Annotated in this window: 23 protein-coding genes; 11 read left to right on the top strand and 12 right to left on the bottom strand. The window is 66.8% G+C overall.

The genetic code is table 11. From position 1 onward, the window contains the following. Both DA1_RS07830 and DA1_RS07825 read left to right on the top strand, forming a co-directional pair. Nucleotides 1-1,062 carry a FecCD family ABC transporter permease gene (locus tag DA1_RS07830; RefSeq protein WP_017403985.1) on the top strand — a complete coding sequence of 354 codons (1,062 nt, stop codon included), beginning with the start codon at nt 1-3 and terminating at the stop codon, nt 1,060-1,062. Then, nucleotides 1,059-2,099 (top strand): FecCD family ABC transporter permease, encoded by a 1,041-nt coding sequence (locus tag DA1_RS07825; RefSeq protein ID WP_034392427.1) that lies wholly within the window; start codon nt 1,059-1,061, stop codon nt 2,097-2,099. The genes DA1_RS07830 and DA1_RS07825 overlap by 4 nt, the downstream gene beginning before the upstream one ends. Before the next feature lie 46 nt (nt 2,100-2,145). Here the strand turns inward: DA1_RS07825 and DA1_RS07820 are convergent, their stop codons facing one another. The 4 genes from DA1_RS07820 to DA1_RS07805 form a co-directional block, all read right to left on the bottom strand. After that, a complete protein-coding gene (locus tag DA1_RS07820; protein WP_034392430.1) occupies nt 2,146-2,517 on the bottom strand; it encodes a hypothetical protein in 372 nt (123 codons plus the stop codon). A 371-nt stretch (nt 2,518-2,888) separates the two neighbouring features. After that, a complete protein-coding gene (locus DA1_RS07815) occupies nt 2,889-3,269 on the bottom strand; it encodes a hypothetical protein (RefSeq protein WP_155294210.1) in 381 nt (126 codons plus the stop codon). 130 nt (nt 3,270-3,399) lie between these two features. Further along, nucleotides 3,400-3,981, bottom strand: a complete 582-nt coding sequence (locus tag DA1_RS30280) for a hypothetical protein (protein ID WP_155294211.1) — start codon at nt 3,979-3,981, stop codon at nt 3,400-3,402. Nucleotides 3,982-4,118: 137 nt separating this feature from the next. Beyond that, the gene (locus DA1_RS07805; protein WP_230590761.1) at nt 4,119-4,466 is read right to left on the bottom strand and encodes a hypothetical protein; all 348 of its coding nucleotides are present in this window, start codon (nt 4,464-4,466) and stop codon (nt 4,119-4,121) included. Between the two features lie 748 nt (nt 4,467-5,214). Between DA1_RS07805 and DA1_RS29515 the strand changes: the two genes are divergently transcribed. Further along, a complete protein-coding gene (locus tag DA1_RS29515) occupies nt 5,215-5,691 on the top strand; it encodes a hypothetical protein (protein WP_080736841.1) in 477 nt (158 codons plus the stop codon). Between the two features lie 80 nt (nt 5,692-5,771). Here the strand turns inward: DA1_RS29515 and DA1_RS07800 are convergent, their stop codons facing one another. Next, a complete protein-coding gene (locus DA1_RS07800) occupies nt 5,772-6,218 on the bottom strand; it encodes a hypothetical protein (protein WP_080736842.1) in 447 nt (148 codons plus the stop codon). A gap of 450 nt (nt 6,219-6,668) precedes the next feature. Next, the gene (locus DA1_RS07795; RefSeq protein WP_034392439.1) at nt 6,669-7,604 is read right to left on the bottom strand and encodes a LysR family transcriptional regulator; all 936 of its coding nucleotides are present in this window, start codon (nt 7,602-7,604) and stop codon (nt 6,669-6,671) included. A 132-nt stretch (nt 7,605-7,736) separates the two neighbouring features. On the opposite strand from DA1_RS07795, the gene DA1_RS07790 reads away from it, so the two are divergent. The 3 genes from DA1_RS07790 to DA1_RS07780 all read left to right on the top strand — a co-directional run bounded on the left by DA1_RS07790 (nt 7,737) and on the right by DA1_RS07780 (nt 10,821). Further along, nucleotides 7,737-8,705 (top strand): alpha/beta hydrolase, encoded by a 969-nt coding sequence (locus tag DA1_RS07790; protein WP_034392443.1) that lies wholly within the window; start codon nt 7,737-7,739, stop codon nt 8,703-8,705. 46 nt (nt 8,706-8,751) lie between these two features. Next, nucleotides 8,752-9,756 (top strand): tripartite tricarboxylate transporter substrate binding protein BugE, encoded by a 1,005-nt coding sequence (locus DA1_RS07785; RefSeq protein WP_013802855.1) that lies wholly within the window; start codon nt 8,752-8,754, stop codon nt 9,754-9,756. Between the two features lie 150 nt (nt 9,757-9,906). Then, nucleotides 9,907-10,821 (top strand): LysR family transcriptional regulator, encoded by a 915-nt coding sequence (locus DA1_RS07780; RefSeq protein WP_034392446.1) that lies wholly within the window; start codon nt 9,907-9,909, stop codon nt 10,819-10,821. Between the two features lie 20 nt (nt 10,822-10,841). Here DA1_RS07780 and DA1_RS07775 read toward each other — a convergent pair whose 3' ends face one another. The 6 genes from DA1_RS07775 to DA1_RS07750 form a co-directional block, all read right to left on the bottom strand. Then, the gene (locus tag DA1_RS07775) at nt 10,842-11,819 is read right to left on the bottom strand and encodes a Bug family tripartite tricarboxylate transporter substrate binding protein (RefSeq protein ID WP_012205004.1); all 978 of its coding nucleotides are present in this window, start codon (nt 11,817-11,819) and stop codon (nt 10,842-10,844) included. Between the two features lie 33 nt (nt 11,820-11,852). After that, nucleotides 11,853-13,358: an acyl-CoA synthetase gene (locus DA1_RS07770; RefSeq protein ID WP_034392449.1), complete on the bottom strand. Its 1,506-nt coding sequence runs from the start codon at nt 13,356-13,358 to the stop codon at nt 11,853-11,855. Next, complete coding sequence (locus DA1_RS07765) at nt 13,355-14,260, bottom strand: SDR family oxidoreductase (protein WP_034392452.1); 906 nt, start codon at nt 14,258-14,260, stop codon at nt 13,355-13,357. The genes DA1_RS07770 and DA1_RS07765 overlap by 4 nt, the downstream gene beginning before the upstream one ends. Before the next feature lie 221 nt (nt 14,261-14,481). Continuing rightward, entirely contained in the window at nt 14,482-15,939 is a 1,458-nt protein-coding gene (locus DA1_RS07760; protein ID WP_034398396.1) for a c-type cytochrome, read from the bottom strand. A gap of 5 nt (nt 15,940-15,944) precedes the next feature. Further along, nucleotides 15,945-16,532, bottom strand: coding sequence for a (2Fe-2S)-binding protein (locus DA1_RS07755; protein ID WP_034392455.1), 588 nt, complete (start codon nt 16,530-16,532; stop codon nt 15,945-15,947). After that, nucleotides 16,529-19,450, bottom strand: a complete 2,922-nt coding sequence (locus DA1_RS07750) for a xanthine dehydrogenase family protein molybdopterin-binding subunit (RefSeq protein WP_034392458.1) — start codon at nt 19,448-19,450, stop codon at nt 16,529-16,531. Before DA1_RS07750 ends, DA1_RS07755 begins: the two co-directional genes overlap by 4 nt. Before the next feature lie 433 nt (nt 19,451-19,883). Here DA1_RS07750 and DA1_RS07745 point away from each other — a divergent pair, with 433 nt between their 5' ends. From DA1_RS07745 to DA1_RS07725, 5 genes are all read left to right on the top strand, one after another. After that, nucleotides 19,884-20,930, top strand: coding sequence for a methionine ABC transporter ATP-binding protein (locus DA1_RS07745; protein ID WP_012205010.1), 1,047 nt, complete (start codon nt 19,884-19,886; stop codon nt 20,928-20,930). Between the two features lie 3 nt (nt 20,931-20,933). Continuing rightward, a complete protein-coding gene (locus DA1_RS07740) occupies nt 20,934-21,599 on the top strand; it encodes a methionine ABC transporter permease (protein ID WP_012205011.1) in 666 nt (221 codons plus the stop codon). Between the two features lie 70 nt (nt 21,600-21,669). After that, nucleotides 21,670-22,479: a MetQ/NlpA family ABC transporter substrate-binding protein gene (locus tag DA1_RS07735; protein WP_012205012.1), complete on the top strand. Its 810-nt coding sequence runs from the start codon at nt 21,670-21,672 to the stop codon at nt 22,477-22,479. A 4-nt stretch (nt 22,480-22,483) separates the two neighbouring features. Next, nucleotides 22,484-23,014, top strand: coding sequence for a cupin domain-containing protein (locus DA1_RS07730; RefSeq protein ID WP_034392460.1), 531 nt, complete (start codon nt 22,484-22,486; stop codon nt 23,012-23,014). After that, nucleotides 23,011-24,111 (top strand): DUF6817 domain-containing protein, encoded by a 1,101-nt coding sequence (locus DA1_RS07725; protein ID WP_034392462.1) that lies wholly within the window; start codon nt 23,011-23,013, stop codon nt 24,109-24,111. The genes DA1_RS07730 and DA1_RS07725 overlap by 4 nt, the downstream gene beginning before the upstream one ends. The last annotated feature ends 13 nt before the right edge of the window (nt 24,112-24,124 follow it).

Genomic DNA, 24,124 nt, shown 5'->3' with positions numbered 1-24,124 from the left:
ATGCGTGCACGGCTCCAAGGCGCGGTGGCGCGGCCTGCCTCGCGTGCTCCGCGCGCTCCCCTGCACTGCAGGCGTTGGCTGGGCCTTGCAGGCGGGCTGCTGGCGCTGGCCATCATCGCCGTGCTCGGCATCACCGTCGGCTCGCGCGACATTGCGCTGGCCGACATCCTCGGCGCGCTGCGGGCTCCGGACCTGCGTGATGACCAGCACCTGATCGTCAGCCTGCTGCGCATGCCCCGCACCGTGGTGGCCATCCTGGCCGGCATGGCGCTGGGCGTGGCCGGCGCGCTCATGCAGGCCGTCACCCGCAATCCCCTGGCGGAGCCGGGCCTGCTGGGCGTCAACGCCGGCGCGGCGCTGGCCGTGCTCATCGGCATGACGGCCTTCGGCCTGACGTCCGTGCTCCAGTACGTCTGGTGCGCCTTTGCCGGCGCGGGGTTGGCGGGCGCTGCCGTCTTCGCGTTCGGCCAGTCCCGGGGCGCGGGCGCGCACCCGGTGCGCCTGGTCCTGGCCGGGGCCGGCCTGTCGGTCATGCTCACCTCCAGCGCCGGCATCATCCTGCTCAACGCGCCCCCGGAAGTCTTCGACGGCTTCCGCCACTGGGCGGCCGGCTCCCTGGAGGGCAGCGGCTATGCCAGCGCCGCCGTGCTGGCGGCTGCCGTGGCGGCAGGGCTGGCGGCGGCCTGGGCCATCGTCGGCCAGCTCAACGCCATGGCGCTGGGGCATGACGTGGGCCTGGCGCTGGGCGTCAATGTGCGCGCCACCGCGCAACTGGCCTGCCTGGCGGTCATGCTGTTGGCCGGGGCGGCCACGGCGGCCGTGGGGCCCATCGCCTTCGTCGGCCTGGTGGCGCCGCATCTTGCACGCCTCTCGTGCGGGCCGGACTACCGCTGGATACTGCCGCTGTCCGCGCTCTACGCGGCGGTGCTGCTGCTGGGTGCCGATGTGCTGGGCCGCGTCGTCGCGGCACCTGCCGAAGTGGCTGCGGGCATCGTCGCCTGCCTGATCGGCGGGCCGTTCTTTGTCTGGGTGGCGTGCAGATACCGATTGAGCAGGCTATGAAGACCTCCGTGAACACATCCGTTGTGCGCTGGGGAGCCTGTTCGTTTCTCTGGCGGCCCAGGCCGCTGGCCGTGGGCATGGCGCTGGTCGTGCTGGCCCTGGTGCTGGGGGTGCTGCTGCTGGGCACGGGAACCCTGTCCCTCAGCCCCGCCGAAGTGCTCGACAGCCTGCTGGGCACGGGCTCCAACCCCGCAGCAGAGCGCATCGTGCAGCGGGTGCGGCTGCCGCGTGTCCTCACGGCCATCTTCGTGGGCGCTTCGCTTGGCATGGCGGGTGCCATCTTCCAGTCCATCTCCCGCAACGCGCTGGGCTCGCCGGACGTGATCGGCTTCACCACGGGCGCGGCCAGCGGGGCGATTGCGCTCATCGTGCTGGGTGACGCCGGGCCGCTGTGGACATCGCTGGCCGCCGTGCTGTCGGGCATGGCCACGGCGGCGGTCGTGCTTGCGCTGTCCGGGGGGCGGCGTGCTGGCGGCGGCTACCGGCTGGTGCTGGTGGGCATAGGCGTGGGGGCCACGCTCTCGGGCCTGAACACCATCTTGCTGGTCATGGGGGACCTGGACCGGGCCGTCGCCGCGCAGCGCTGGCTGGCCGGCTCGCTCAGCGCGCGGACCTGGGCCCATGTCGTGCCCGCCGCACTGGGCTTCATCGCCATCGTGCCCGTCGTGCTGTGGTGCGCCCGCCGCATCAACCTGCTGGAGCTGGGCGACGATGCCGCCACCCAGCTCGGCGTCAACGTGCCGCGCACGCGGCTCACCATGGTGATGGCTGCCGTGGCCCTGACCGCCATCGCCACGGCAGCGGCGGGGCCCATCGCCTTCATCGCACTGGCCGCGCCCCAGGTGGCCAGGCGCCTGGGCCTGTCGCCCGACGTGCCCCTGTTCACGGCGGCAGCCATGGGCGCCGTTCTGCTGCTGGCGGCCGACATGCTCAGCCAGTGGGCGCCCGTGCGCCTGCATCTGCCCATCGGGCTGGTAACGGGGCTGCTGGGCGGGGTGTATCTGCTGTGGCTGCTGTTTCGCACGCGCAAGGGGTAGACGGCCATGCAGGGTGCAACGGGGCGCAGCCCCAGTGCATCCGGGACTACCTGACGCCGCGTGCCACCCCAGGCCCCATCACGGTGTACACATGCCCGGCCTCTTCGGCAGCCACCTTGGCCGCCTCGCTGCGGCGCACCTCCGCCTGGTCCTCGTACTCGCAGTTCATCACCCGGGCTTCACTGCCCGCAAACTCCGCCAGCGATTCCGCGCTGTTGCGAATGGTCACCAGCGCCTGCGCCACCACGTCCAGCCGCTGATGGCCCTCAGGAATCTCCAGCCAGGCCAGCGCCAGCTGGGCCAGGGCGGAAACCTCGGCACAGCCTTGCTGCACAAAGCGGTCCATTTCATGCAGTGCTGTTGCGAGCTTCTGGGCGTGGGTGTTTTCGGGGGGAGGGGATGGGGGGATGTGCTTCATGGGTTCGACTCTCCACGAAGCATTCCATTGGCATCTGACATTGCATCTCCTTCAGAAAGGGATGATGTTTGCCGGTTTTTCGTGATGCAGATACTACGAGTTGCGTAGCTGATTGACAGGGCGTTCAAGAAGATGGGGGGCTGTCGAGTGGGTCTGAGGGGGCGACCAGCTTGTCGCAAGCGCACAGATCAATCGCTATGAGTTGGGCAAGCCCAAGCCGTACCTGCTGTACCGTGCGCAAGCTGGCCGAAGTCCTCAAGGTTCCGACGGCGGTTTTCTGCTCGGATACGGATGATGGAGTTCGCAGTCGCTGCTCAGCTATGAGCAGGCGAGTGAGGATGTGCGGGAGAACGTACGAGGATGTTGGGGAATTAGGGCTGCTTTGCCCTGCCATCCCTAGGGCCGGCGAAGACAGTCAGCTCCTGCTTGGCTCTTGTGCGCTGACACAGTAATTCCTCGATAAACAGGACGCCGACATCGATACCGTATGGCTGGCTCAATCCGGTTACGACCTGCCCCTCAGCGACGAATACCTCGTCAAGGTCGAAGATGCCAACAGGCTCCACTTTCGTTCGATCACCGGGCCCATCATGATTTGCGTCGCTCAAGCCGGGGAGCATGCCTATGGCGCGATCGTAGGCTGCCTCGGCATCGCAGGCAGCGAACAGATGCGACGCGATGAAATGGCGTTTCTCTCTGCGGTTGACGTCGTAAGGTGGCTGCGTGCTGTGCGAAACGTTCTCCTCCTTCATGAGGAAATGGGCAATGTATAAGGACATCAATAAGGTACTTTCAACTGCAGTGTCGTGGTGAATCCCCCATCTGGCCGTCAGAAGCCGGATGCGGACGGCTCAGTCGACGGACATCCTCTGGATGAAGTGGTCAAACATTGTGATCGATCACTTCTATTTCCTCGCATATTACGAAGTGATTTCCAATTTCCAGGACAACCGCGCTTGTTTCGACGATATGCGTTTCGATCAGTTGTGTTTTCAAATCGGATCCAATGCGATCTCGAACGCTGGTGAGGACAGAGATAGGACCGCGCAAGAGCAAGCCATAGCCTCCAGTAAGCAGTGTATGAAAGGATGCCGGTGAATCCGGCATCATTCTGGATGCTGCCAGCCAGCCTTTGTAGTGGTGATGAAGAATTTCCCAAATATGGGCATAAATTTGGTAAGGATCCTGGGGGCACGAGGAGAAGTAAAGGCTGCCTTGTCTTCCGGAGCGGTTCAGGAGCAAGGGGTGCTCCCGGTATACGGATATTGCATTTGCACTGCAAATGCACACATCGGTGTCCAGCCATTGCTTGCACACCATCGTGAATTCTCTGCGTATTCGTGAGTTTTTCCAGTCATCGCATTCGATCGAAATCAAGAGTTCATTTTTCTCTGAACGACTTATGGATGTAATCAGGCCGTTGCTGTCATCATGGAAAATTTCTGCCAGTGCCTCAATATTCATGTCTTCTGGAATGTCATGGGTGGATGTTCGGCGCCCAAGGACATGAGAGCCACCGTATGTCTGCCGTTTTATTAATTCGTGATTTTTACTGATTTTTCGCAGATGCGTCTGATCGGCCGAAAGCAGTTCTCGACATCTTATTGCTCAAGTGTCAACATTTGCTTTAGCCATTGATCCGTCGTCATGTCCTCAACTCCGATCACATGATGTATATACATCATCGCCTTTTGCAGGCCGTATCGTCCGTCCAGCCTGTATAGAAGGTAGTTGGCTGTGATCACTGCGCCGGTGGACCAGAGCCGCCGAAAACTCTCCAGATCCTTGTCAACGATTTCGCCATAATTGGCCAGATCACCGCACTCCGCTTCGATGGATCGACCAAGAATCTTCTCGATCGTGGTTCTTGTATCTGCATTTATCTTGAATGCCATTGTTATCTCCATGCGGCCGTATTGATTGTGCTTGATCTCAGGAGCTTGTGCCACGGACTGGTATTGTCTGTCGTCGCACGCCGGTTGTCATCTGCATTAAGCCCGCCTAGACCAATCTATTGAATGACGCAGCTATTCCGATTCGTTCGCACTCTGCTTCGGCCTGTTGGACTTCAAAATCCAGAAAGTATCCTAAGTCCCAACAGAGTTTCCCGGCTCGGTGCTGCTCATCAAGTCTGGCAGGCACAAAATGCTCTGCAAATGAAAGAGCTTTCTTTAACTGGATCAATGCCTTAAGGCCCGTTATTCCTGTGGAAACCGATGCCGTTCCAACGAACAGGTCATGGCCTTTCACGTCCGAAAGATCGGGGATGTGATTGCAATGCACTGCACATCCATTCCCGCAGTTTTTGCAGTGCCATATTTCCATTGCAGATTTCTCCGCGGGGCGATGAAAATCAGTGCTTGTGCAGATGGGGCATTCCATGTTGGAGGCGGGTGGCTGGTGCTTCCAGTAGATTCAAACCTGGCTTCAGGGTCGCTGTCGGCTGATTGTGCCGCATGATGAGGAGCCTGGCATCCTGATTCAGGCGTGCTGCCATGCATCCTCAGCGTTTGCGGTGGCGGTGAGTAGGCATGGGCAGGTCGCCTCGCGATGGCGTGCATGTCTTCGGGCGGAGTTCCCGCATGGGTCACGCGACAGGGATGGTGAGCCTACGGAGGGTGAAGGAGGTTGACGGGACCTGTGCGAGGTAAGGACAATCGATCGTCATGGACACTGAAAATGAAATCTTGACACCACATGAACGTTATTGAAGCTGTAATGCACATGTCGCTTTACGCGAAGGCTCCCCATCCTGTTCTGGTGGTTGACGGGGTGCCGCTTGAGTTATGGTTGAAAGAGGCAGATTGCTCGGCTGTCTTTGGAGAAGATACTGTGGGTGGCCTTGTCCCGGCCCAAGGGTGGCTTATTGATGAGTGCGATTTGCAAAATGCCTGGTATCTTTTGAATCCAAAAAATGAAAATTCGTCGACGATAGTGCCAATCATGATATGTCCAGATGATATGGATATGAATTGCACTGTTGCGGTGGTGGAGCAGCTGGTTGATGAAGAAACGGTGAGTTGGGCGAGAATCGGACGTGCTATCGATGTGAGAAATGGTATTGTTGTTTCGGTTGAATGGGTAGCGGGAAATAAAAGAGCAGTATTTGACAAGACGGCTTTTTCTGCGGCGGTTGATGAGTTGAGGCGTCTGACAGAGGAGGTCTGGAGCTAGCCCCTGGCCACAGTCGCAAAGCTGGAATTGAGTGCCTCGCGGAAACCCAGTGATTCCTGGTCGGTCGAGGTTGCCAATCCTCACCCAAACAACCCCCCCTCATCCAACAACTCAAACGCCACCTCAGGCGTCCTCTCCATCCCCCGCCGAATCGCCGCAGGAATTGCCTGCCGTGTCTTGCTGCACAGCCCGCGCATGGGCAAGACCTCGATCTGTATGCCGCGCACGGTGCGCACTTCGCTGGCGCCGGGCTCGATGCGCACGCGGATGCCGAGCTGCTCATACATGCGCTGCTCCACATGGCGCAGGTCCTGCAGGCTGGTGATCTGTTCGAGCCGCAGCAGCAGGCGTTTTTCCTCTTCCTTGGTGAGGCGCAGGATGCGCTGGTCGGCCATGGAGTCGGCGAGCAGGGCGTCGTGCTCGCAGATGCAGGCGCCCGGAGGGCAGGGGACTCGGATCGGAATCTGAACGGGAAAGCTCATCGATGCCCAAGGAAGATCCGCCCCGGCTGGGGCGGTGCAGGCCATGCTAGTTCAAGGCCGCAGCGGGGCCAAGGGGAAAGTCCTGGGCGCGCCCGCTGCCTGCGTCTGCTGCCTCTTCCCCCTCCCGTATGCACGCGCCTGCGTCGTGGCGGTTGCGGGGTTGCAAGCCTGCCGAAGGATAGGCTTGCTTCGTCATCTGACTCGCCGTGATGTCTGAACGTAGCGCGCAGCGCGAAGTGAGTTTCACGGCGAACCCCGCAACCGCCACGACGCAGGTTGCCCGCAGCGAAGCGGAGGGTCGCGGACATTCGGGTCGCCTTCTTTGATCTGACCTTTCTTGGCGAATCAAGAAAGGGCAGTCGGCTGCAGGGCCGAGACCCGGCCTCTAAAAGAAACCGCCCGGCAGGGGCAAGAAGAGCGCGCGGCGCTCAAATTTGCAGGCGTCCAAGAACGCAAAGCCGCAGCAGCATAGTCGCATGGACTGGCCCGCCCGCCTCACGACTTCTGACTCCTCCCATAAAGATTCTCCAACCCCGCCCACACCCTGCGCGTGAGCGGCTTGCTTTGGGCCGCAGGCCGGCGGTACAGCCGCACGTTGATGGGCACGTCCTTGTCGGGCCCGGCCGCGCGGGCCAGGCGGCCCTCGGTCAGGTCGGCTTTGACCAGGGTGAGCGGCAGCCAGGCCAGGCCCAGGCCCTGGTGGACCATGGCGTGCAGGGAGTCGGCGAGGTCGGCCTCGTAGACGGTGCGCAGGCGCGTGGTGTCGCACAGCTCGTGCAGGTGGCTGCGCAGGATCTTGCCCAGGGACATGCTTTGCGCGTAGTCCAGGTAGGGCACCAGCGGGCCGCCGCCGTGGGCGGGCAGGGCGTATTTGGGCAATTGGGGGACCAGGGGGATGCTGACGGGGATCAGCGTGTCCTGGCCCACGGGCAGCCAGGCCAGGTGGTGGCCCTGCAGGCTCCCTTCGATGGCGGGCTGGGCGTGGCACATGAGCAGGTCCACCTTGCCTTGCAGCAGCATTTCCACGCCGTAGTCCAGGCTGGTGGTGACCACTTTCCAGCACAGCTGGGGCATGGCCTGGTTGAGGGCGGTGATGATGCCCGGCAGGACGGTGTGCGACAGCGTGCGGCCGGCCGCGATGGTGATGGTTTCATCGCGCGTGCGTTGCGGGCGCTGCAGCAGGCCGTGGGTCTGCTCCAGGATGCCCAGCACTTCATGGGCCGAGGCCAGCAGCGTCTTGCCGGCGGCCGTGAGCGTGGTGGACTGGTGGCCGCGCTCGACCAGGGGCGTGCCCGCCCATTCCTCCAGCGCGCGGATGCGGCGGCCAAAGGCAGGGTGGGTGATGTGGCGGCGCTCGGCGGCCTTGTAGAGGCTGCCGGTGTCGGCCAGGGCCTGCAGGTCCTGCAGCAGTTTGAGGTTGAGTTCGTGCATGGGTAGGGTGGGCGCAGGGCTGTGCTGATCCGGCACAGCGCCGCCGCAATCGGCACAGCACCAAGGCGGGGCATGCCTAGCATGGCGGCATGCGAGAGAAGCCCTGTTATGCCTGAAGTTTGCCTCAGGAAGATGCAAAGCCATTTCATTGGCGGTGCGCAGCGCACGGTGCGGGATCTGCCGATCCAGCACAGGGAAGTGGTGCGCAATGGCGGCGAGCGGCCGCTGGACATGAATGGCAGCTATGCCGTGGGCCAGATGTATGCCATGGAATACCGGCTGGCGCGTCCGCGCAGCCCTCTGCCCGTGCTGCTGTGGCATGGCGGTGGCATGACCGGTGCGCAGTGGGAGTCCACGCCCGATGGGCGCCAGGGCTGGCTGTGGCGCCTGCTGGAGGCCGGCCACGACGTGGTGGTCTGCGATGCCGTGGAGCGCGGCCGCGCGGGCTGGGCGATGTTCCCCCAGATCTATGCCGAGGCGCCCGTGTTTCGCAGTGCCGAGGAGGCGTGGCAGCTGTTTCGCATAGGCCATGGCGCGCCTTCGGGCGACGGTGTGGGCGAGCCCTTCGTCGGCCAGCGGTTTCCACATGAGAATTTTGGTGCCTTGGTGCGGCAGATGGTGCCGCGCTGGCTGGGGCATGAGGCCATGGCCATGGCGGCCTATGACGCGCTGCTGGAGCAGTTCGGCCCTTGCGTGGTGATGGGCCACAGCCAGGGCGGTGGCTTTGCCGCGCATGCGGCCGTCCGAAAGCCGCACCTGGTGCGCGCCGTGGTGGGGGTGGAGCCTACGGGCATGCCGGTGGTGCAAGAAGGGCAGCAGGGGCAACAGGGGCAGGAGGGGGCGGATGCCTTCGCGCCTGCCTCGGCCATCCCGCATCTGGCGGTGTGGGGCGACCATTTCGCGCACAGCCCGCAGTGGCAGAAGTACCGCGCGCAGACCGATGTGTATTGGCAGCTGCTGCGCCGCCTGGGCGGCCGTGCCGAGGTGCTGGACCTGCCGGCCGCAGGCATCACCGGCAATTCGCATTTCTGCATGCTGGACACCAATGGCGACGAGGTGCTGGGCCGGGTGCTGGCCTGGCTGGAGCGCCTGGGCCGGTGACTGGAGAGTGCTGGTCCCGAAGAATTTCAACGAGGAGAAAAATCTCATGCAACGCCGCAATTTCATGATCCGCAGCCTGTCTGCAACCACGGCGGCCCTGGCCCTGGGCGCCCTGGCGCCCGCGCAGTCGGCCCTGGCGGCCGATGCCGGCTGGCCCACGGCCGAGCCCATCCGCCTGATCGTGCCGTTTCCGCCCGGCGGCACGGCCGATGTGGTGAACCGCCTGTTCGCGCAGCAACTGGGCAAGGTGCTGGGCGCCTCGGTGATCGTGGAGAACAAGGCCGGTGCCGGTGGCTCGCTGGGCACCCGCTTCGTGGCCGATGCCAAGCCGGACGGCTATACGCTGCTGGGCGCCACGTCCAGCACGCACGGCACGAATCCGGCCGTCTACACCAAGCTGCCGTATGACGCGGTGAAGGATTTCACGCCCATCACCCAGGTGATCACGGTGCCGGGCGTGCTCAGCGTGCATCCCTCGGTCAAGGCGGCCAATCTGAAGGAGCTGATCGCGCTGGCCAAGGCGCAGCCGGGCCATCTGTCGTATGCGTCCTCGGGCGCGGGCGGGCTGGGCCATCTGGCCATGGAGCTGTTCAAGGCCAAGGCGGGCGTGCAGATCATGCATGTGCCCTACCGTGGCGCTGGCCCGGCCTTCACCGATCTGATCGGCGGCCAGGTGTCCATGCTGTGGGAGCCGCTGCCGGCCTCGCTGCCGCACATCAAGTCCGGCAAGATCCGCCCGCTGGCCGTGGCCACGGCCCAGCGCAGCAGCGAGCTGCCCGATGTGCCGACCTTTGCCGAGTCCGGCGTGCCCGGCTACGCCGTGCAGGCCTGGAACGGCCTGCTGGCGCCCAAGGGCCTGCCCAAGGACATCCGCGACAAGCTGCACAAGGCCAGCGTGCAGGCCCTGGCCGATCCGCAGCTGCGCCAGCGCCTGGCAGAGCTGGGCGGCACGGTGGTGGCCAATACGCCGGAGCAGTTCGGTGCGGTGATCCTCAAGGATGTGACGACCTGGAAGCAGGTGGCCGCTTCGTCGCAGATCAGCCTGGACTGATGCGGCGGGCACCGGGGAAAGCCCTGTGCCCCGGTGCCCACGGGGGGCGGGGCCAGGCGTCGTGACGGTGCCATAGTCCGGGGGTGGCGGTCCTGGCGCGTTGCCTGCGGCCGTGCACAAGGCGGGCCGCCTGACCTGCCGCCTCAAGCCATGGACATCAACCTCATCCGCAATTTCGTAGAGATCGTGGACGCGCGCAGCCTCAGCGCTGCGGCGCGCAAGCGCGACATCACGCGCTCCAAGGTGAGCAAGGAGCTCAAGGCGCTGGAGACGGCGCTGGGCGTGACCCTGCTGCACCGCACGACGCGCAGCTTTTTGCTGACGGCGGCGGGCGAGGTGCTGTACGAGCACGGGCGCAGCATCATCCAGGAGGTGGAGGCGGCGCAGGGCGCCATCGACGCGCTGCAGCATGTGGTGACGGGCTCGGTGCGGCTGAGCATTCCCACGGGCCTGGGCGAGCTGTACCTGGCCGACATGCTGCTGGCCTTCCAGAAGCGGCACCCGCAGGTGCGCATCCGCGTGCTGTTCTCCAACCGGGTGAGCGATCCCATGAGCGCCCAGGTGGATGTGGCCGTGCGCGTGGCGCGCGACGTGCAGGAGCACTTGGTGGCGCGCGATCTGGGGCCGGTGGGCTTTGGCCTGTATGCCAGCAGCGCCTATGCCAAGGCGCGGCCGTTCCACGACCCTGCCGAGATTCCCCACGGCGTGCTGCTGACGCCGCCCGGCGACGGCAAGACCTATGCCGTCTCGGTGAAAAAGGGGCAGCAGGAGATTGCGCTCAAGTGCGAGCCCTGCATCACCAGCGAGCATTTCCCCTTCCTCAAGCAGTCCATGCTCCGGGGAAGCGGCGTGGCCACCTTGCCCAACTACATGGTGATGGACGAGCTGCGATCGGGCGCGGTGCAGCGCGTGTGCCCGGACTGGACGGTGTCCGGCCTGGGCGACCGGCTGTACATCATCACGGCCGAGGACCGGCGGCCCTCGCATGCCGTCAAGGTGATGACCGAGTTCCTCAGGGCCAGCCTGCTGCGTTTCGTGGAGCAGGCCGGGGAGCCCGGGCCTTAGCGCCTCGGTTCACCAGTGCTTCAGTTTTCCAGCGCAATCGCGTTGTCCGCGATCACCTTGCGCCACATCTGGCCGTCAGCGGCCAGGAAGTCGTCGAGCTGGGCCTGGGTCTGGGGCTTTCTGGCGGCCAGGGTCTGGTTGCCCAGGGCGCTGGCGAACTCGGGGTTGAGCATGACCTTGTTGACGGCGGCCTGCAGGGTGTTGCGCGCGTCGGCCGGCGTGCCTGCGGGCACGGCAATGCCGAACCAGGTGGAGGCCCTGAAGCCCGGCACGCCCGATTCGGCAATGGTGGGCGTCTGCGGCAGGAACTGCGAGCGCTCCGGCCCGGTGGTGGCAATGGCCACCAGCTTGCCGGCCTTGATGTGGGGCAGGGAGGTGCCGGCCACGTCCACCATGAGCTGGGTGTCGTTGGCCATGAGGGCGGTGAGGGCCGGGGCGCTGCCGTTGAAGGGAATGTGGGTGGCGGCCACGTCCAGGCGCGACTTGATCAGCTCGGTGGTCAGCTGCAGCGGGTTGCCCAGGCCGACCGAGCTGTAGTTGAGCTTGCCCGCGTGCGCCTTGGAGTAGGCCTTGAGGTCGGCCACGTTTTTGATGCCGGTCTGGCTGTTGGTGACCAGCACCAGCGGGGCCTCGGCCAGGATGTTGGTGAGCTTCAGCTCCCGGTCGGGGTTGTAGCTCAGCTTCTTGTAGAGCAGGGGGTTGAGGACCATGCTGGCATTGCTGGCCAGCAGCAGGGTGTAGCCGTCGGCCGGCGAGCGCGCCACGGCCGAGGCGGCAATCATGGTGTTGGCACCCGGCCGGTTCTCCACGACCACGGACTGCTTGAGCTCCGTGGACAGGTGCGTGGCCAGGGTGCGGGCCAGCACATCGACCGAGCCGCCCGGTGCATACGGGGCGATGAGCTTGATGGGCTTGCTGGGGTAGTCGGACTGGGCGAACCCGGGGGCTGCGGCTGCGGTGGCCGCAGCGGCAAGCAGCAATGCGATGGCCTTGTTCATGCGTTGTCTCCTTCTCTTTCGGTGTTGGCGGGTTCAGATCTTGCGCTGCGTCGCGCCCCAGTGGGCGTCGCGCAGCTTTCTTTTGGCGATCTTTCCGTTGTCGTCGCGGGGCAGGCGCTGGAAGACGAAGCTGCGCGGCAGCTTGTAGGCCGCCAGCCGGCCGCGCAGCCATTCTTTCAGTTCCGCCTCGGGCAGTGTGCCTGACTGGCCGGGCTCGACCAGGGCCAGCAGCCGTTCGCCGTACTCGGCATCGGGCACGCCGATGACGGCGCAGTCTGCTATGCCGGGGTGCTTGAGCAGCTCGTTCTCTATCTCGGCCGGGTAGATGTTCACGCCGCCGGAGATCACCATGTCCGAGTCGCGGTCGCAGACGTAGAGAAAGCCTTCCTCGTCCAGGTAGCCCATGTCGCCCAGGGTGATCAGGCCGCCCTGGTCCATCTTGCGGCGGGCCTCATCGTTGCCCTTGTAGGTGAAGTCGGCATAGGCGGGCTGGCGCACGTAGATCAGGCCCACCTCGCCCGTGGGCAGGGCCTGGCCCTGCCTGTCGAGGATGCGGACCTCGGCGTCCTGCAGCGGCAGGCCCGCGCTGCCGGGGTGGGTGAGGGCATCGGCCGAGCCGATGAAGGTGACCAGGCCCGACTCGCTGGAGGCATAGGTCTCGTTGATGATGGGCCCCATCCACTCGATCATGGCCTTCTTGACCTCGGGCGCGCAGGGCGAGCCGGTGGAGGCGATGAAGCGCAGCGAGGAGATGTCGTAGCGCTCGCGCACCTCGCGCGGCAGCCGGAGCAGGCGCACGTACATGATGGGCACCATGTAGGCGGTGTCGATGCGGTGCTCCTGCACCAGTTGCAGGAAGCGCTCGGGGTCGAAGCGCGGCTCCAGCACCACCAGCTCGCTGAGCATGAGCGCGTTCTGGAAGTACAGGCTGGGCGCGCTGTGGTAGATGGGCGCGGTCAGCAGGGTGCGCGCGCCGGGCTGCAGGCCGTAGGCGGTGGCGATCAGCGCCTGGTTCACGGCCAGGCGCCGGGGCAGTTCTTCCACGGGAAACGCCTTGCGCAGCACGCCCTTGGGGCGGCCCGTGGTGCCAGATGTATAGGCCATGTGGCCGCGCGGCGCGACCAGCGGGCCCTCGTAAGGATCCTGGGCGGCCAGCCAGGTTTCGTAGTCCTGCTCCGGCTCGCGTGCGTGGGCGACGCGCCGGGGCAGGTCCGCATAGAGTTCGCCCTTGAGGCCGTCGAGCAGGTCCTGGCTGGTGATGAGGGCGCGGGCGCCGCTGTCGGCCAGGATGTAGTCGATCTCCGTGGCCGTGAAATGCCAGTTGACGGGGCAGTAGTAGATGCCCGCAATGCGGCAGGCATGGACCACGTCGGCGTATTCGATGCCGTTGCGCAGGAAGACGGCCAGCACGTCGCCTTCGGCCAGGCCCAGGCTGCGCAGGCCCTGGGCCAGCTGGCGGCCGCGCTGCTGCTGGGCGGCACCGGTCAGCGTGCGCTGTTCGAAGACCAGGGTGGAATGGGGCGTGGCGGCGGTGCTCATGTGGGCGCGGCCTCCTGCTCCCCATCGTTGACGTTGGGCTGGTTGGCGGCCTTGGCCATCTGCCGGGCGCGCGCCCAGTCGGCATCGTCCCAGGCCTGGTATTCGGTGAAGTAGGCGCCGTTGGCCAGGGCGTCGCCGCCGTCCAGCGTGATGGTCTGGCCGTTGAGCCAGGTGTTGCCCGGGGCCAGGATGAAGGCGGCCATGTTGCCGATGTCCTCGCCCGTGCCCAGGCGGCGCGTGGGGTTGTCCAGGCGGCGGCGGTCGGCCGAGTCCTCGTTGCCGTCGATCCTGGGGCGCAGGCGCTGGCTGGCGCCCTGGGTGGGAATCACGCCCGGCGCAATCGCGTTGAACCGTATGCGCTTGGGACCCCATTCCACGGCCAGCGATTTGGTCATGGCGTCCAGCCCGGCCTTGGACATGGCCGAGGGCACGACGAAGGGCGAACCCGTATCCACCCAGGTGACGACGATGGACAGCACCGAGCCCGGCAGCCCTTCGGCGATCCAGCGGCGGCCCACGGCCTGGGTGACGTAGAAGGTGCCCCGGAAGACGATGTCCGAGATGGCATGGAAGCCGTTGATGCTCAGGTCCTCGGTGCGGCTGACGAAGTTGCCGGCCGCGTTGTTGACCAGGCCCGTCAGCGGGCCGTGTTCGGCCCAGATGCGGTCGATGACGGTGTGCACGGCCTCGGGCTGGCGAATGTCGAGTTCATGCGCAAAGGCCTGCGCGCCCGTGTCGTTGTTCAGCATCTCGCAGGCCTGCTGCACCACGGAATGCCGCCGGCCGCACAGGTGCAGCTCGGCACCCAGCTCCGCCAGCTTGGCCGCCATGGCCAGGCCCAGCCCCGTGCCGCCCCCGGTGATCAGGACGCGCTGGCCCTGGAATAGATTGGCTTCGAACATGCTTGTCTCCTTTTGCTTTCACTCTAGGGAGACAGGGGCGGCTGGCAAAGGAGGGTGGTGGAACGCGGTTGGTTCCGTGGTGGAAACAATGGGCGGGGTTTCGGGCTGTGATCACAGCCAGTTGACGAAGCAGTCCTGTCCTTCGGCAGGACTGCAACCCCGCAACCGCCACGACGCAGGCGCGGGCATACGGGCTAGGGCCTGCAGAGCAGGCCGGGGTTTCAGGGCGCTGGCCTGTGTCCCGCCTTGCCCGCTGCGCTGCGCAGGTCTGCCACCTGGGCGGCGGTCACGTCGGCAGGCTGGCCGCCCAGGGCCGTGCGGGTGTAGTTGGCCAGGGCGGCGACTTCGCCATCGGTCAGTTCCTGCATGAAGCCGGGCATGCCGGGCAGGGGCGTGGGGCCCTGCTGGGTGGCCGGGTGCTTGGGCAGGCCGACGAGGATGGCCAGCACCAGGTTGCGGGCGTCGGCCTGGCGCACGGTGCTGTTGCCCTTGAGCGGGGGCATGGTGAGGCTGCGGCCCAGGCCTTCGCTGCCGTGGCAGCTGGCGCACAGCGCCATGTAGTGGCCCCGGCCCGCGTCCAGCGTGCCCGCGCCGTTGCTCCCGCTGTTGCCGGTGCCGGAATCCGGAGGCGCTGCGGCCGGCAGGGGCTGGGGCGCGGGCGGGTTGTCGCCCAGCAGGAAGGTGGACAGCGCCGTCATGTCCTCGGCCGTGAGGTACCGGGTGCTGTTGGCGATGACCTCGTGCATTTCATCGAAGGCGCTGCCGTGGGCCGAGAAGCCCGTCTGCAGGAACTGGGCCATGCCCTCGCGCGTCCAGCCGCGTGCGGCCAGGGCTTCGGCGGTGATGCCGGGGGCCGTGAACAGCGACAGCGTGCCGCCCTGCAGCCAGCGGTCTTTCTGCATCTGGCCGAACATGCCGCGCGGCGTGTGGCATTCGGCGCAGTGGCCCATGACATTGCCCAGGTACTGCCCGCGCAGCCAGGCCGGGCTCTGGCCCTGCGAGCCCACGGGCAGGGGCGCGCTGGACAGGAACAGCGTCTTCCAGCCGAACATGAGCACGCGCAGGTTGAAGGGGAAGGGCAGGGCGGGCTTGGTGTTGGGCTGGGCCACGGGCCGGATGTTCATCAGGTAGCCGTAGATCAGGTCCGAGTCTTCGCGGCTCATCAGGTGGTAGGAGGCATAGGGCATGGCCGGGTAGAGCTGGCGCCCGCCCGGCGCCGTGCCGCGCGTGACGGCGGCGTGGAATTCCTCGGCCGTCCAGCGGCCTATGCCGTGGTCGGGGTCGGGGGTGATGTTGGTGCCGTAGAGGGTGCCGAAGGGCGTGGGCAGGGGCTTGCCGCCCGCAAAGGGCTGGCCTTCCCGGGCGCCACCCATACCACCCACCCCGTCATGGCAGGCCATGCAGTCGGCGGCGCGCGCCAGGTACAGGCCCTGGGCCAGTTGCTGGGGGCTGCGGTGCACGGCCTGCGGCTCGCGCTGCGGCACATGGGGCCGGTTGCCCCAGACGGCGGCAATGGCAAACAGCACGGCCAGCAGCAGGAGGACGAGCAGCAGCCCGCGCCAGCGGCGCCTGGGCCTGCGCGGTGGCGGGGGGCGGGCACCGCTGTAGTCTGCGGGTGGCGCGGCGGTGGTGCCGGTGGCGGCGGTGGGGGTGGCTGCGCTGTGGTCGGCGGCGGACATGGCGCTCATCCTTTCAAGGTCAGCCCGGGCGTGTTCAGGACCAGGTCCTTCACGGCCGCGTAGTAGCGCACATATCCGGTGCAGCGGCACAGGTGGGGCTGCAGCGCCTCGCCCACGACCTGTTCCACATCGGCCGCGCGGATGGGCGCCTTGGCCAGGCGCTCGACCAGCACCGTGGCCGCGATGACGAAGCCCGGCGTGCAGTAGCCGCACTGGAAGCTGAAATGCTCCAGGTACTTCTGCTGCACGGGGCTGATGGCGATGACCTTGCGCGGCTGGCCCGAGGCGCCGGGCGAGGGCGGGGGCGCGGTGTCCGCGCCGGCCGGGTCGGCAATGCCTTCGATGGTGCGGACCTTGCGGCCCTGGAAGTAGTGGGCGCCGGTGATGCAGGTGCGCATCTCGCGGCTGCCCTCGGGCCCGTCCACGATGATGGTGCAGGCCCTGCATTCGCCAATGCCGCAGCCCAGGCGCGAGCCGGTGAGGTTCAGGTATTCGTGCAGGAAGTCGATCATGGGCATGCCTTCGGGCACGTCCATGGGGCCGACGCTCTGGCCGTTGACGGTCAGCGACAAGGGGCGCGGGACAAGGCTCATGGTGCGAGTGCCTCCCTGATCTTTTGCGGGGTCACGGGCAGGTCGTGGAAGCGCTTGCCAATGGCGTGGTGCAGTCCGTTGACGATGGCGGCGACGATGGGAATCATCACCACCTCGGCAATGCCCTTGGGCGGATCGGTGTCCGACAGAGGTGCCAGCAGCTCGGCCGTCTGCTTCCAGACCGCCACCTCGCTGCCGCGCGGCAGGTGGTAGCGGTGGAAGTTCCAGTTGCCGTCGCCGGGGCCGCCCTCGTACAGCGGCATGGTTTCGTACAGCGCATGGCCTATGCCCATGGCGATGCCGCCTTCGAGCTGGCCGTGCACCAGCTCAGGCACGATGGGCCGCCCGCACTCCATGATGGAGTGGTGGGCCAGCAGCTCGACCGCGCCCGTGCCCGTGTCCACCGCCAGCTCGACCAGGGCCGCATTGGCGCTGTAGTAGGTGACGCCCGCGTTGTTGCGCTGCATGGGCGGATAGAACAGGTTGCGCCGCGCAATCATGCGGTAGCCGGCGGCGCTGCGCCGCGCGGTGACAGAGGCCTCAACGGGCGTGGCCGCCTGCGGCGTGTCTGTGGTTTCAGGGGCCGGCGTGACGGCGCCGGCATCGGGCGCGCTGCCCAGGCGCACGGCCAGCGCGTCCAGCGGCCGGCGCGCGCTGGTGCCCAGGATGTCGAAGTCCGCCTCGGCCCATTGCCAGCGGTTGAAGGTATGGCCCACGGCGCCCGTGACCAGCTGCATGGCATGGGCCTTCTGGGCCAGGGCCTGCAGGGACAGCGGCTGCATGCCGTTGGCCGTGAGCATGCCGTTGACCCAGCGCGCGTCCTCGCGGCGCACCACGTAGGGCGCCTTCTGGCCGCCGCCCGTGCCCTGGCTCCAGATGGCGACGGCGGCCGGCCACAGGCCGTGCTCGAAGACCACGCGCGCCGTCTCGCTGGTGGCGTGGCTGTAGTAGTAGGCCGAGTTGCTGGCGCTGGCCGGCGAGGCGTAGACCGGCGTCCACAGCGGCCGGGTGGCGAAGCGGTCCTGGTCGGCCTGGGGCATGGTGTAGTTGTCGCCCTCGGCCTTGAGCGGCAGCTCGGGCCAGTCCAGGCAGGCGGTCTGCAGCTCGTCGGCGGGCTTGCCGAACCATTGCACGCACAACTGGGCCTGCGAGGTGCCCATGCCCGTGCCGATCTCGGTGCCCGAGTGGTGCAGCAGCACGCGGCCCTGGGGCGATATCTCGATGCGGGCGAAGGCCGCCTCGCCGCCCGTGCCGAAGTCCTTTTGCACGCAGGCAAAGCCCACGCCGTAGCGCTGGCCCGGGTGGCTGGCCTCGTAGGCGGTCTTGCGCTTGGCGCGCTCGGTCCACAGCGGATGGCGGCGGGCGCGCTCCAGCACCTCGTCGGCGCGCAGGGCGCCTGCGGCAATGGCGCCCTGGGTGTTCTTGGCGCCCGAGGTCAGCACGTTGCGCAGGCGCAGCTCGATGGGGTCGATCTGCAGCAGTTCGGCGATTTCGTCCACCATCATTTCGGTGGCCGCCATGCTCTGCAGCGTGCCGTAGCCGCGTGCCGAGCCCGCGTCCAGCGCGCGGCTGGCCAGGGCCACGGCGGTGATGTCGTTCTTGGGAAAGTAGTAGATGGACTGCGCCGCCGTGCCGCCGACCATGGCGACCGAGGGCGAGAAGTTGGCCCGGCCGCCGCCATTGGCCGTCATGTTGGCCACAAGGCTCTGGAAGAGGCCGGTCTTCCTGTCGATGGCCATGGTGTAGTCGATCTCGAAGGCATGGCGCTTGAGCGAGGACTGGAACTGCTCGAACCGGTCATTGGCCAGGCGCACGGGCTTGCCGTCCGCATACAGCGCGCAGACCAGGCCGTAGTAGGGCATGGGCGCGTGGTCCTTGGAGCCGTAGCCCACCGTGTAGCACGGGTGCACGAAAAGGTTCTTGAGCGGGAACCTGCTGGCCTGCACCATCTGCGCTGCCCATTCGGCCACTTCGTGCGGCGATTGCGTGGCCAGCACCATGTGCAGGCTTTGCGTGGCCGCGTCATACCAGCAGTTGGCGTTGTCGGGCTCCAGCGCGGCCGTGTCCACCGATTGCGTGGCGTAGTGGCGCTGCAGCACCAGCCAGTCGGCGGGCGGCGTGGCCAGCTCCTGGGCGATTTGCTCGGCCGCGCGCAGGCCGCGTGCCGTGACCGCGTCGGCCTTGGAGATCTGCGGCCAGACCAGCGGCTTGCGTTCGGCGGGGAACAGCGGGGCATCGCGCAGGCTGGAGAACACGTCGTCGTCAAAGGCCGTGGCGCCGCCCTGGCGCACATAGCGGAACACGCCCCAGGGCGGACGGTCCAGCGCGCCCGTGATGCGGCCGTAGCGGATGACGCCGGCCGTGGCCTGCAGCCTTTCCTTGGCAAAGCGAAAGCGCGCGAAGTCGTGGTAGATGAGGATGGCCACGGCCTGGCCCAGGTAGGCGGGGGTCTTGCCTGGTGGCAGCAGCATGTCTTCGCCATAGAACTCGGGAAAGGCCAGGCCGTCGCGCGCCAGGTCCTCGGCCGTGACCACGCGGTCGGGCGCCAGTTCGCCGTCCAGTGCGGAAAGATCCATGCCGTCGAACAGCCGGTCGGCCAGCGTGGTGCGCACGATGAAGGCATGGGATTGCTGCTGGGGCCAGTGCGGCATGTCGCGGGCGCGGATGTCGCGAGCGAAGACCTTGGCGCCCATGACCTTGGAGCGGCCATCGAGCCGCATGCGCGGCAGCTGCGTGGCCGGCTCGCGGGCCACGCTGCCCAGGACGCGGTCTTCAAAGAGGGCTGCATAGGCCTGGCTGGCCAGCGGCGCCACCCAGACGCTGACGCCTGCGATGCTGGCAGCCTGCAGAAAGCCGCGCCGCGACAAGGGAGCCGCGCCGGCCTGGCTGCCGGCGCCGGAGTGTTGTTCTGGGCGCATGGCGCTCTTCTCCTGTGGGGTTGAGCCCACTGTAGGAGGGCGCATGCCGCGCGGCCTGTCAGCAAAGGCTGCTTCTGGCGTCAGCGCGGCGGCAGCGGCGGGTGCTTGCCATCGTCAAAAGCAGGAGCGGGCCAGGGCCGCCAGGCCGCGACGGCAGCGTGCCGGCCCCACTGTCAATCAGACGCCGCCGCAAGAAGGGCCTTGCCGCAGTGCTCCGTGGCGCCGCGCATAGCCCGGCAGGGCAAGGGCGTGTCCACATTCAGGCATAGTTGAGGGTTGTGCAGAAAGTAGTGAAGTCCTGGGCATAACCGGAGCTTCTTATTACTTTATTTTTTTATAGTTTGCGTTTTTATACGCGCAACCTATATTTGCTCCCACTTCCCAACAATGCGCAGCGGCGTCCCCAGGCCGTCCTGCGCCGCGGCGTTTTTTCATGATCGAGATTCGGGATCTTTCCCTGACCTACAAGGGCCCCACCGGGCCCGTCCATGCCTTGCGGGGCATCAACCTGCAGATCGAGTCGGGCGAGGTGTTCGGCATCATCGGCCGCAGCGGCGCGGGCAAAAGCTCGCTGGTGCGCTGCCTGAACCTGCTCAACCGTCCGACCTCCGGCCAGGTGCTGGTGGGCGGCCGTGACCTGATGCAGCTCAGCGATGCCGAGCTGCGCACGGCGCGCCGCGACATCGGCATGGTGTTTCAGCATTTCAACCTGCTGTCCTCGCGCACGGTGTTCGACAACGCCGCGCTGCCGCTGGAGATGGCGGGCATGTCGGCCGACGACATCAAGAAGCGCGTGGACCCGCTGCTGGACCTGGTGGGCCTGAGCGCGCTGCGCGACCGCTATCCGGCGCAGATCTCGGGCGGGCAAAAGCAGCGCGTGGGCATTGCGCGCGCGCTGGCCAGCCACCCCAAGGTGCTGCTGTCGGACGAAGCCACATCGGCCCTGGACCCCGAGACCACGCGCTCCATCCTGGACCTGCTGCGCAAGGTCAACCGGGAGCTGGGCCTGACCGTGGTGCTGATCACGCACCAGATGCAGGTGATCAAGCAGATCGCCGACCGCGTGGCCGTGATCGACGGCGGCGAGATTGCCGAGCTGGGCCCCGTGATCGACGTGTTCACGCGCCCGCAGCAGGCCATCACGCGCAGCCTGATCGACGAGATCGTGCCCCAGCAACTGCCCGAGTCGGTGGCCGTGCGCGTGAACGCGCTGGCCGCCCAGCTGGCGCCGGGCCAGCAAGGCCGGCTGCTGCGCCTGTCGTATGCGGGCGAGAGCGCCTACCAGCCCATCCTGTCGCACCTGATCCGCGAGCTGGGGCTGGACCTGTCCATCCTGCATGGCCAGATCGACGAGATCCAGGAGCAGACCTTCGGCTCGCTGGCTGTCTTCGCCAGCGGCGACGCGGCAAAGATCGATGCCGCCGTGGACCATCTGCGCGCCACCGGCGTGCAGGTACAGATCGTTTCCACCAGGGATTGAGCGATGTTTGAGAATTTTTCGGAAATGATGCTGGAGCTGTTCGTCAGCTCGCTGTGGGAGACCATCATCATGGTCGGCGTCTCTGGCCTGGTGGGTGGCCTGATCGGCATTCCCCTGGGCGTGTTCCTGCGCCTGACCGACCACGGCGGCGTGCTGCAGAACGGCCCGGCCAACAAGATCGTGGGCTGGATCGTCAATGCGCTGCGCTCCACCCCCTTCATCATCCTGCTGGTGGCCATCATCCCGCTGACGCGTCTGATCACGGGCTCGTCCATCGGCACCTGGGCGGCCGTGGTGCCGCTGACCATTGCGGCAGCCCCTTTCGTGGCGCGCCTGGTGGAGACCGCGCTGCGCGAAGTGGACAACGGCCTGGTGGAAGCGGCCCAGTCCATGGGCGCCACCACGGGCCAGATCGTCTGGAAGATCCTGCTGCCCGAGGCGCTGCCCGGCATCGTGGCAGGCCTGACCATCAGCTTCGTGAGCCTGACCGGCTACTCGGCCATGGCCGGCGCCATTGGCGGCGGCGGCCTGGGTGACCTGGGCATCCGCTACGGCTACCAGCGCTTTTTGCCCGACGTGATGCTGGCCGTGGTCATCATCCTGATCTTCTTCGTGCAGGCCATCCAGAGCCTGGGCGATTGGGCGGTGCGCAGGCTCAGCCACCGCTGATCCACACACCCCGGCGGCCGGCGCGGCCGGGGCGGCAAGCTGCCGCGAGATTGTCTGAAAGAGGGATTCCATGAAAAAGCGCGCATTGCTTCAATCGCTGGCCCTGGCTGCCGTCCTGCCGCTGGCGGGAATGGCCGCGCTGCCGGCCCATGCGGCCGACGGCTCGGTCACCATCGGCGTGACCTCGGGCCCGCATGCCCAGATCGCCGAGGTGGCCAGGAAAGTGGCCGAGAAGAACGGCCTCAAGGTGAAGCTGGTCGAGTTCGGCGACTTCATCCAGCCCAATGCGGCGCTGTCGCAGGGTGAGCTGGATGCCAACATCTACCAGCACCAGCCCTTCATGGACGCCCAGAACAAGGACCGCGGCTACAAGCTCGTGCCCGTGGCCCGTGCGGTCAACCAGCAGATGGGCGTGTACTCCAAGAAGATCAAAAGCCTGGCCGACCTCAAGAGCGGTGCGCGCGTGGGCATCCCCAACGACCCCACCAATGGCTCGCGCGCACTGATGGTGCTGGCCGCGCAGAAGCTGATCGAACTGAAGACCGGCGCGGGCGCCCGCGCCTCGGTGCTGGACATCACGGCCAATCCGAAGAAGCTGCGCTTCGTGGAGCTGGAGGCCGCCCAGCTGGCGCGCTCGCTGGACGACCTGGACGCTGCCGCCGTCAACAGCAGCTACGCCGTGGCCGCAGGCCTGTCGCCGCAAAAGGATTCGCTGGCGCTGGAAGCCACGGACACGCCCTATGTCACCGTGCTGATCGCCACGCGCGCCGGCCATGAAAAGGACGCGGGCCTGCAGGCCTTCGTCAAGGCCTACCAGTCGCCCGAGGTGCGCCAGTTCATCGACACGCAGTTCAAGGGCGCCTACACGGCGGCCTGGTAAGAGCATGGGCGCCCTCGCATCCCACCGGGTTTCCGACGCGGACTTCGTGGCCGCCATCGGCGTGCAATGGCAGCGCCGCCCGCTGGCGCCCGAGCCCGGCCTGGCCGCGCTGCTGGCGCAGGCCCAGCTGGACGACGGCGGCAAGGCCACCGTGGTCCAGGCCGTGGGCATGCTGGTGGTCGACGAATGCGTGGCCCATGGCTACCACAGCATGGACCTGGTCGTGCTGCACCCGGGCACCCCGGGCCTGGACGAGGCGCTGGAGCGCTTCGACAAGCCCCACACCCATGCCGATGACGAGGTGCGCTACATCCTCGAAGGCGAAGGCCTGTTCGGCTTCTTCGATGCCCACGGCCAAGAGCGCGTGCTGCGCGTGCAGCCCGGCGACTACCTGCGCATACCGGCCGGCGTGGAGCACCGCTTCACGCTGACCGCCACGCGGCGCATCAAGGCGCTGCGCCTGTTCGCCGATACGGCGGGCTGGGTGGCGCAATATACCCAGCGGCCCGCCGCTGCCATGGAGGTGCCTGCATGAGCCTGCCTGTCCCGACACTGTTCCAGACACTTGACGAGGCGCTGTTCACGCGCGCCCAGGACCTGCTCGACGAGGAATGGCTGCGCAGGGATGCCGACCTCGCCCCCGTGCTGCCCGTGGTGCTGGCGCGCGGCGTTGGCCAGGACTGGCACAAGGCCGGCACCTTCCGCCACCACCTGGCGGGCGTGGCGCGTTCGCTGGCGCTGTGGCGCCAGCCGCGCGACGTGCGCCTGCTGGGCCTGCTGCACAGCGTCTACGGCAACGCCTTCGTGGACTTGGTCAAGTTCGACGCGGGCAGCGAGCGCGGCCGCCTGCGCGAACTGGTGGGCGAGGGCGCCGAGCACCTGGTCTACCTGTTTTGCACCATGAGCCGCACGCAGTTCATGCAGAAGATCCTGGCCGGCGACCTGGCCGAAGACGGCTCCATGGCGCTGGAATCCGCCGGCCGCAGCCAGCGCCTGAGCGCCTATGAAGTGGCGGCCTTCACCATCGTGAGCATGGCCGATGCCATGGAGCAGTGGTTCAGCTGGCAGGAAGACATCTACTCGCAGTTTCCGCAGGTGCAGAACCAGCGGCAGCAGGGCGTGCACTGGGCAGCCTCGCTGTGGCCCGGCCCCATGCGGCCGGCCAGCCGCATGCTCAGCCAGATCAGCGACCTGGGCCGTGCGCTGCAGCACCCGGCGCTGCGCGCCCAACTGCCGCTGCCGCCGGTGTTCGACCATTGCAGCCGGCAGCTGTCGCCCGGCGACGAGGCCGCTGCCGTGTCGCTGTACTGGTCGGTGATCCAGCTGGACCAGCCGCTGGTGGACCTGGACGCCGCCACGGCCGTGCTGGAAAGCGCCGTACGCCTGAACCCCTGGGTGGGCGAGCCGCAGATGGTGCTGGCCCAGCTCTACCTGTCTGCCGCCCGCGCCGACGACGCCGCGCGCGCAGCCACCAGCGCGCTGCAGTGCTTCAGCGGCTGGGGCAACGCCTGGGACAAGCGCGTGCAGTGGGACGCCTGGATAGCCTGGACGCGCATCCTGCTGCAGTCGGCGCAGCAGGGAAGCTGGCCCGAGCGCCTGGACAAGCTCAACAACCTGGCCCTGAAGGGCTGAGATGCAAAAAAGC

It is taken from the genome of Delftia acidovorans NBRC 14950 (assembly GCF_001598795.1).
GTDB classification, from domain to species: Bacteria; Pseudomonadota; Gammaproteobacteria; order Burkholderiales; family Burkholderiaceae_C; genus Comamonas; species Comamonas acidovorans.
This window is presented reverse-complemented; position numbering and strand designations above follow the sequence as displayed.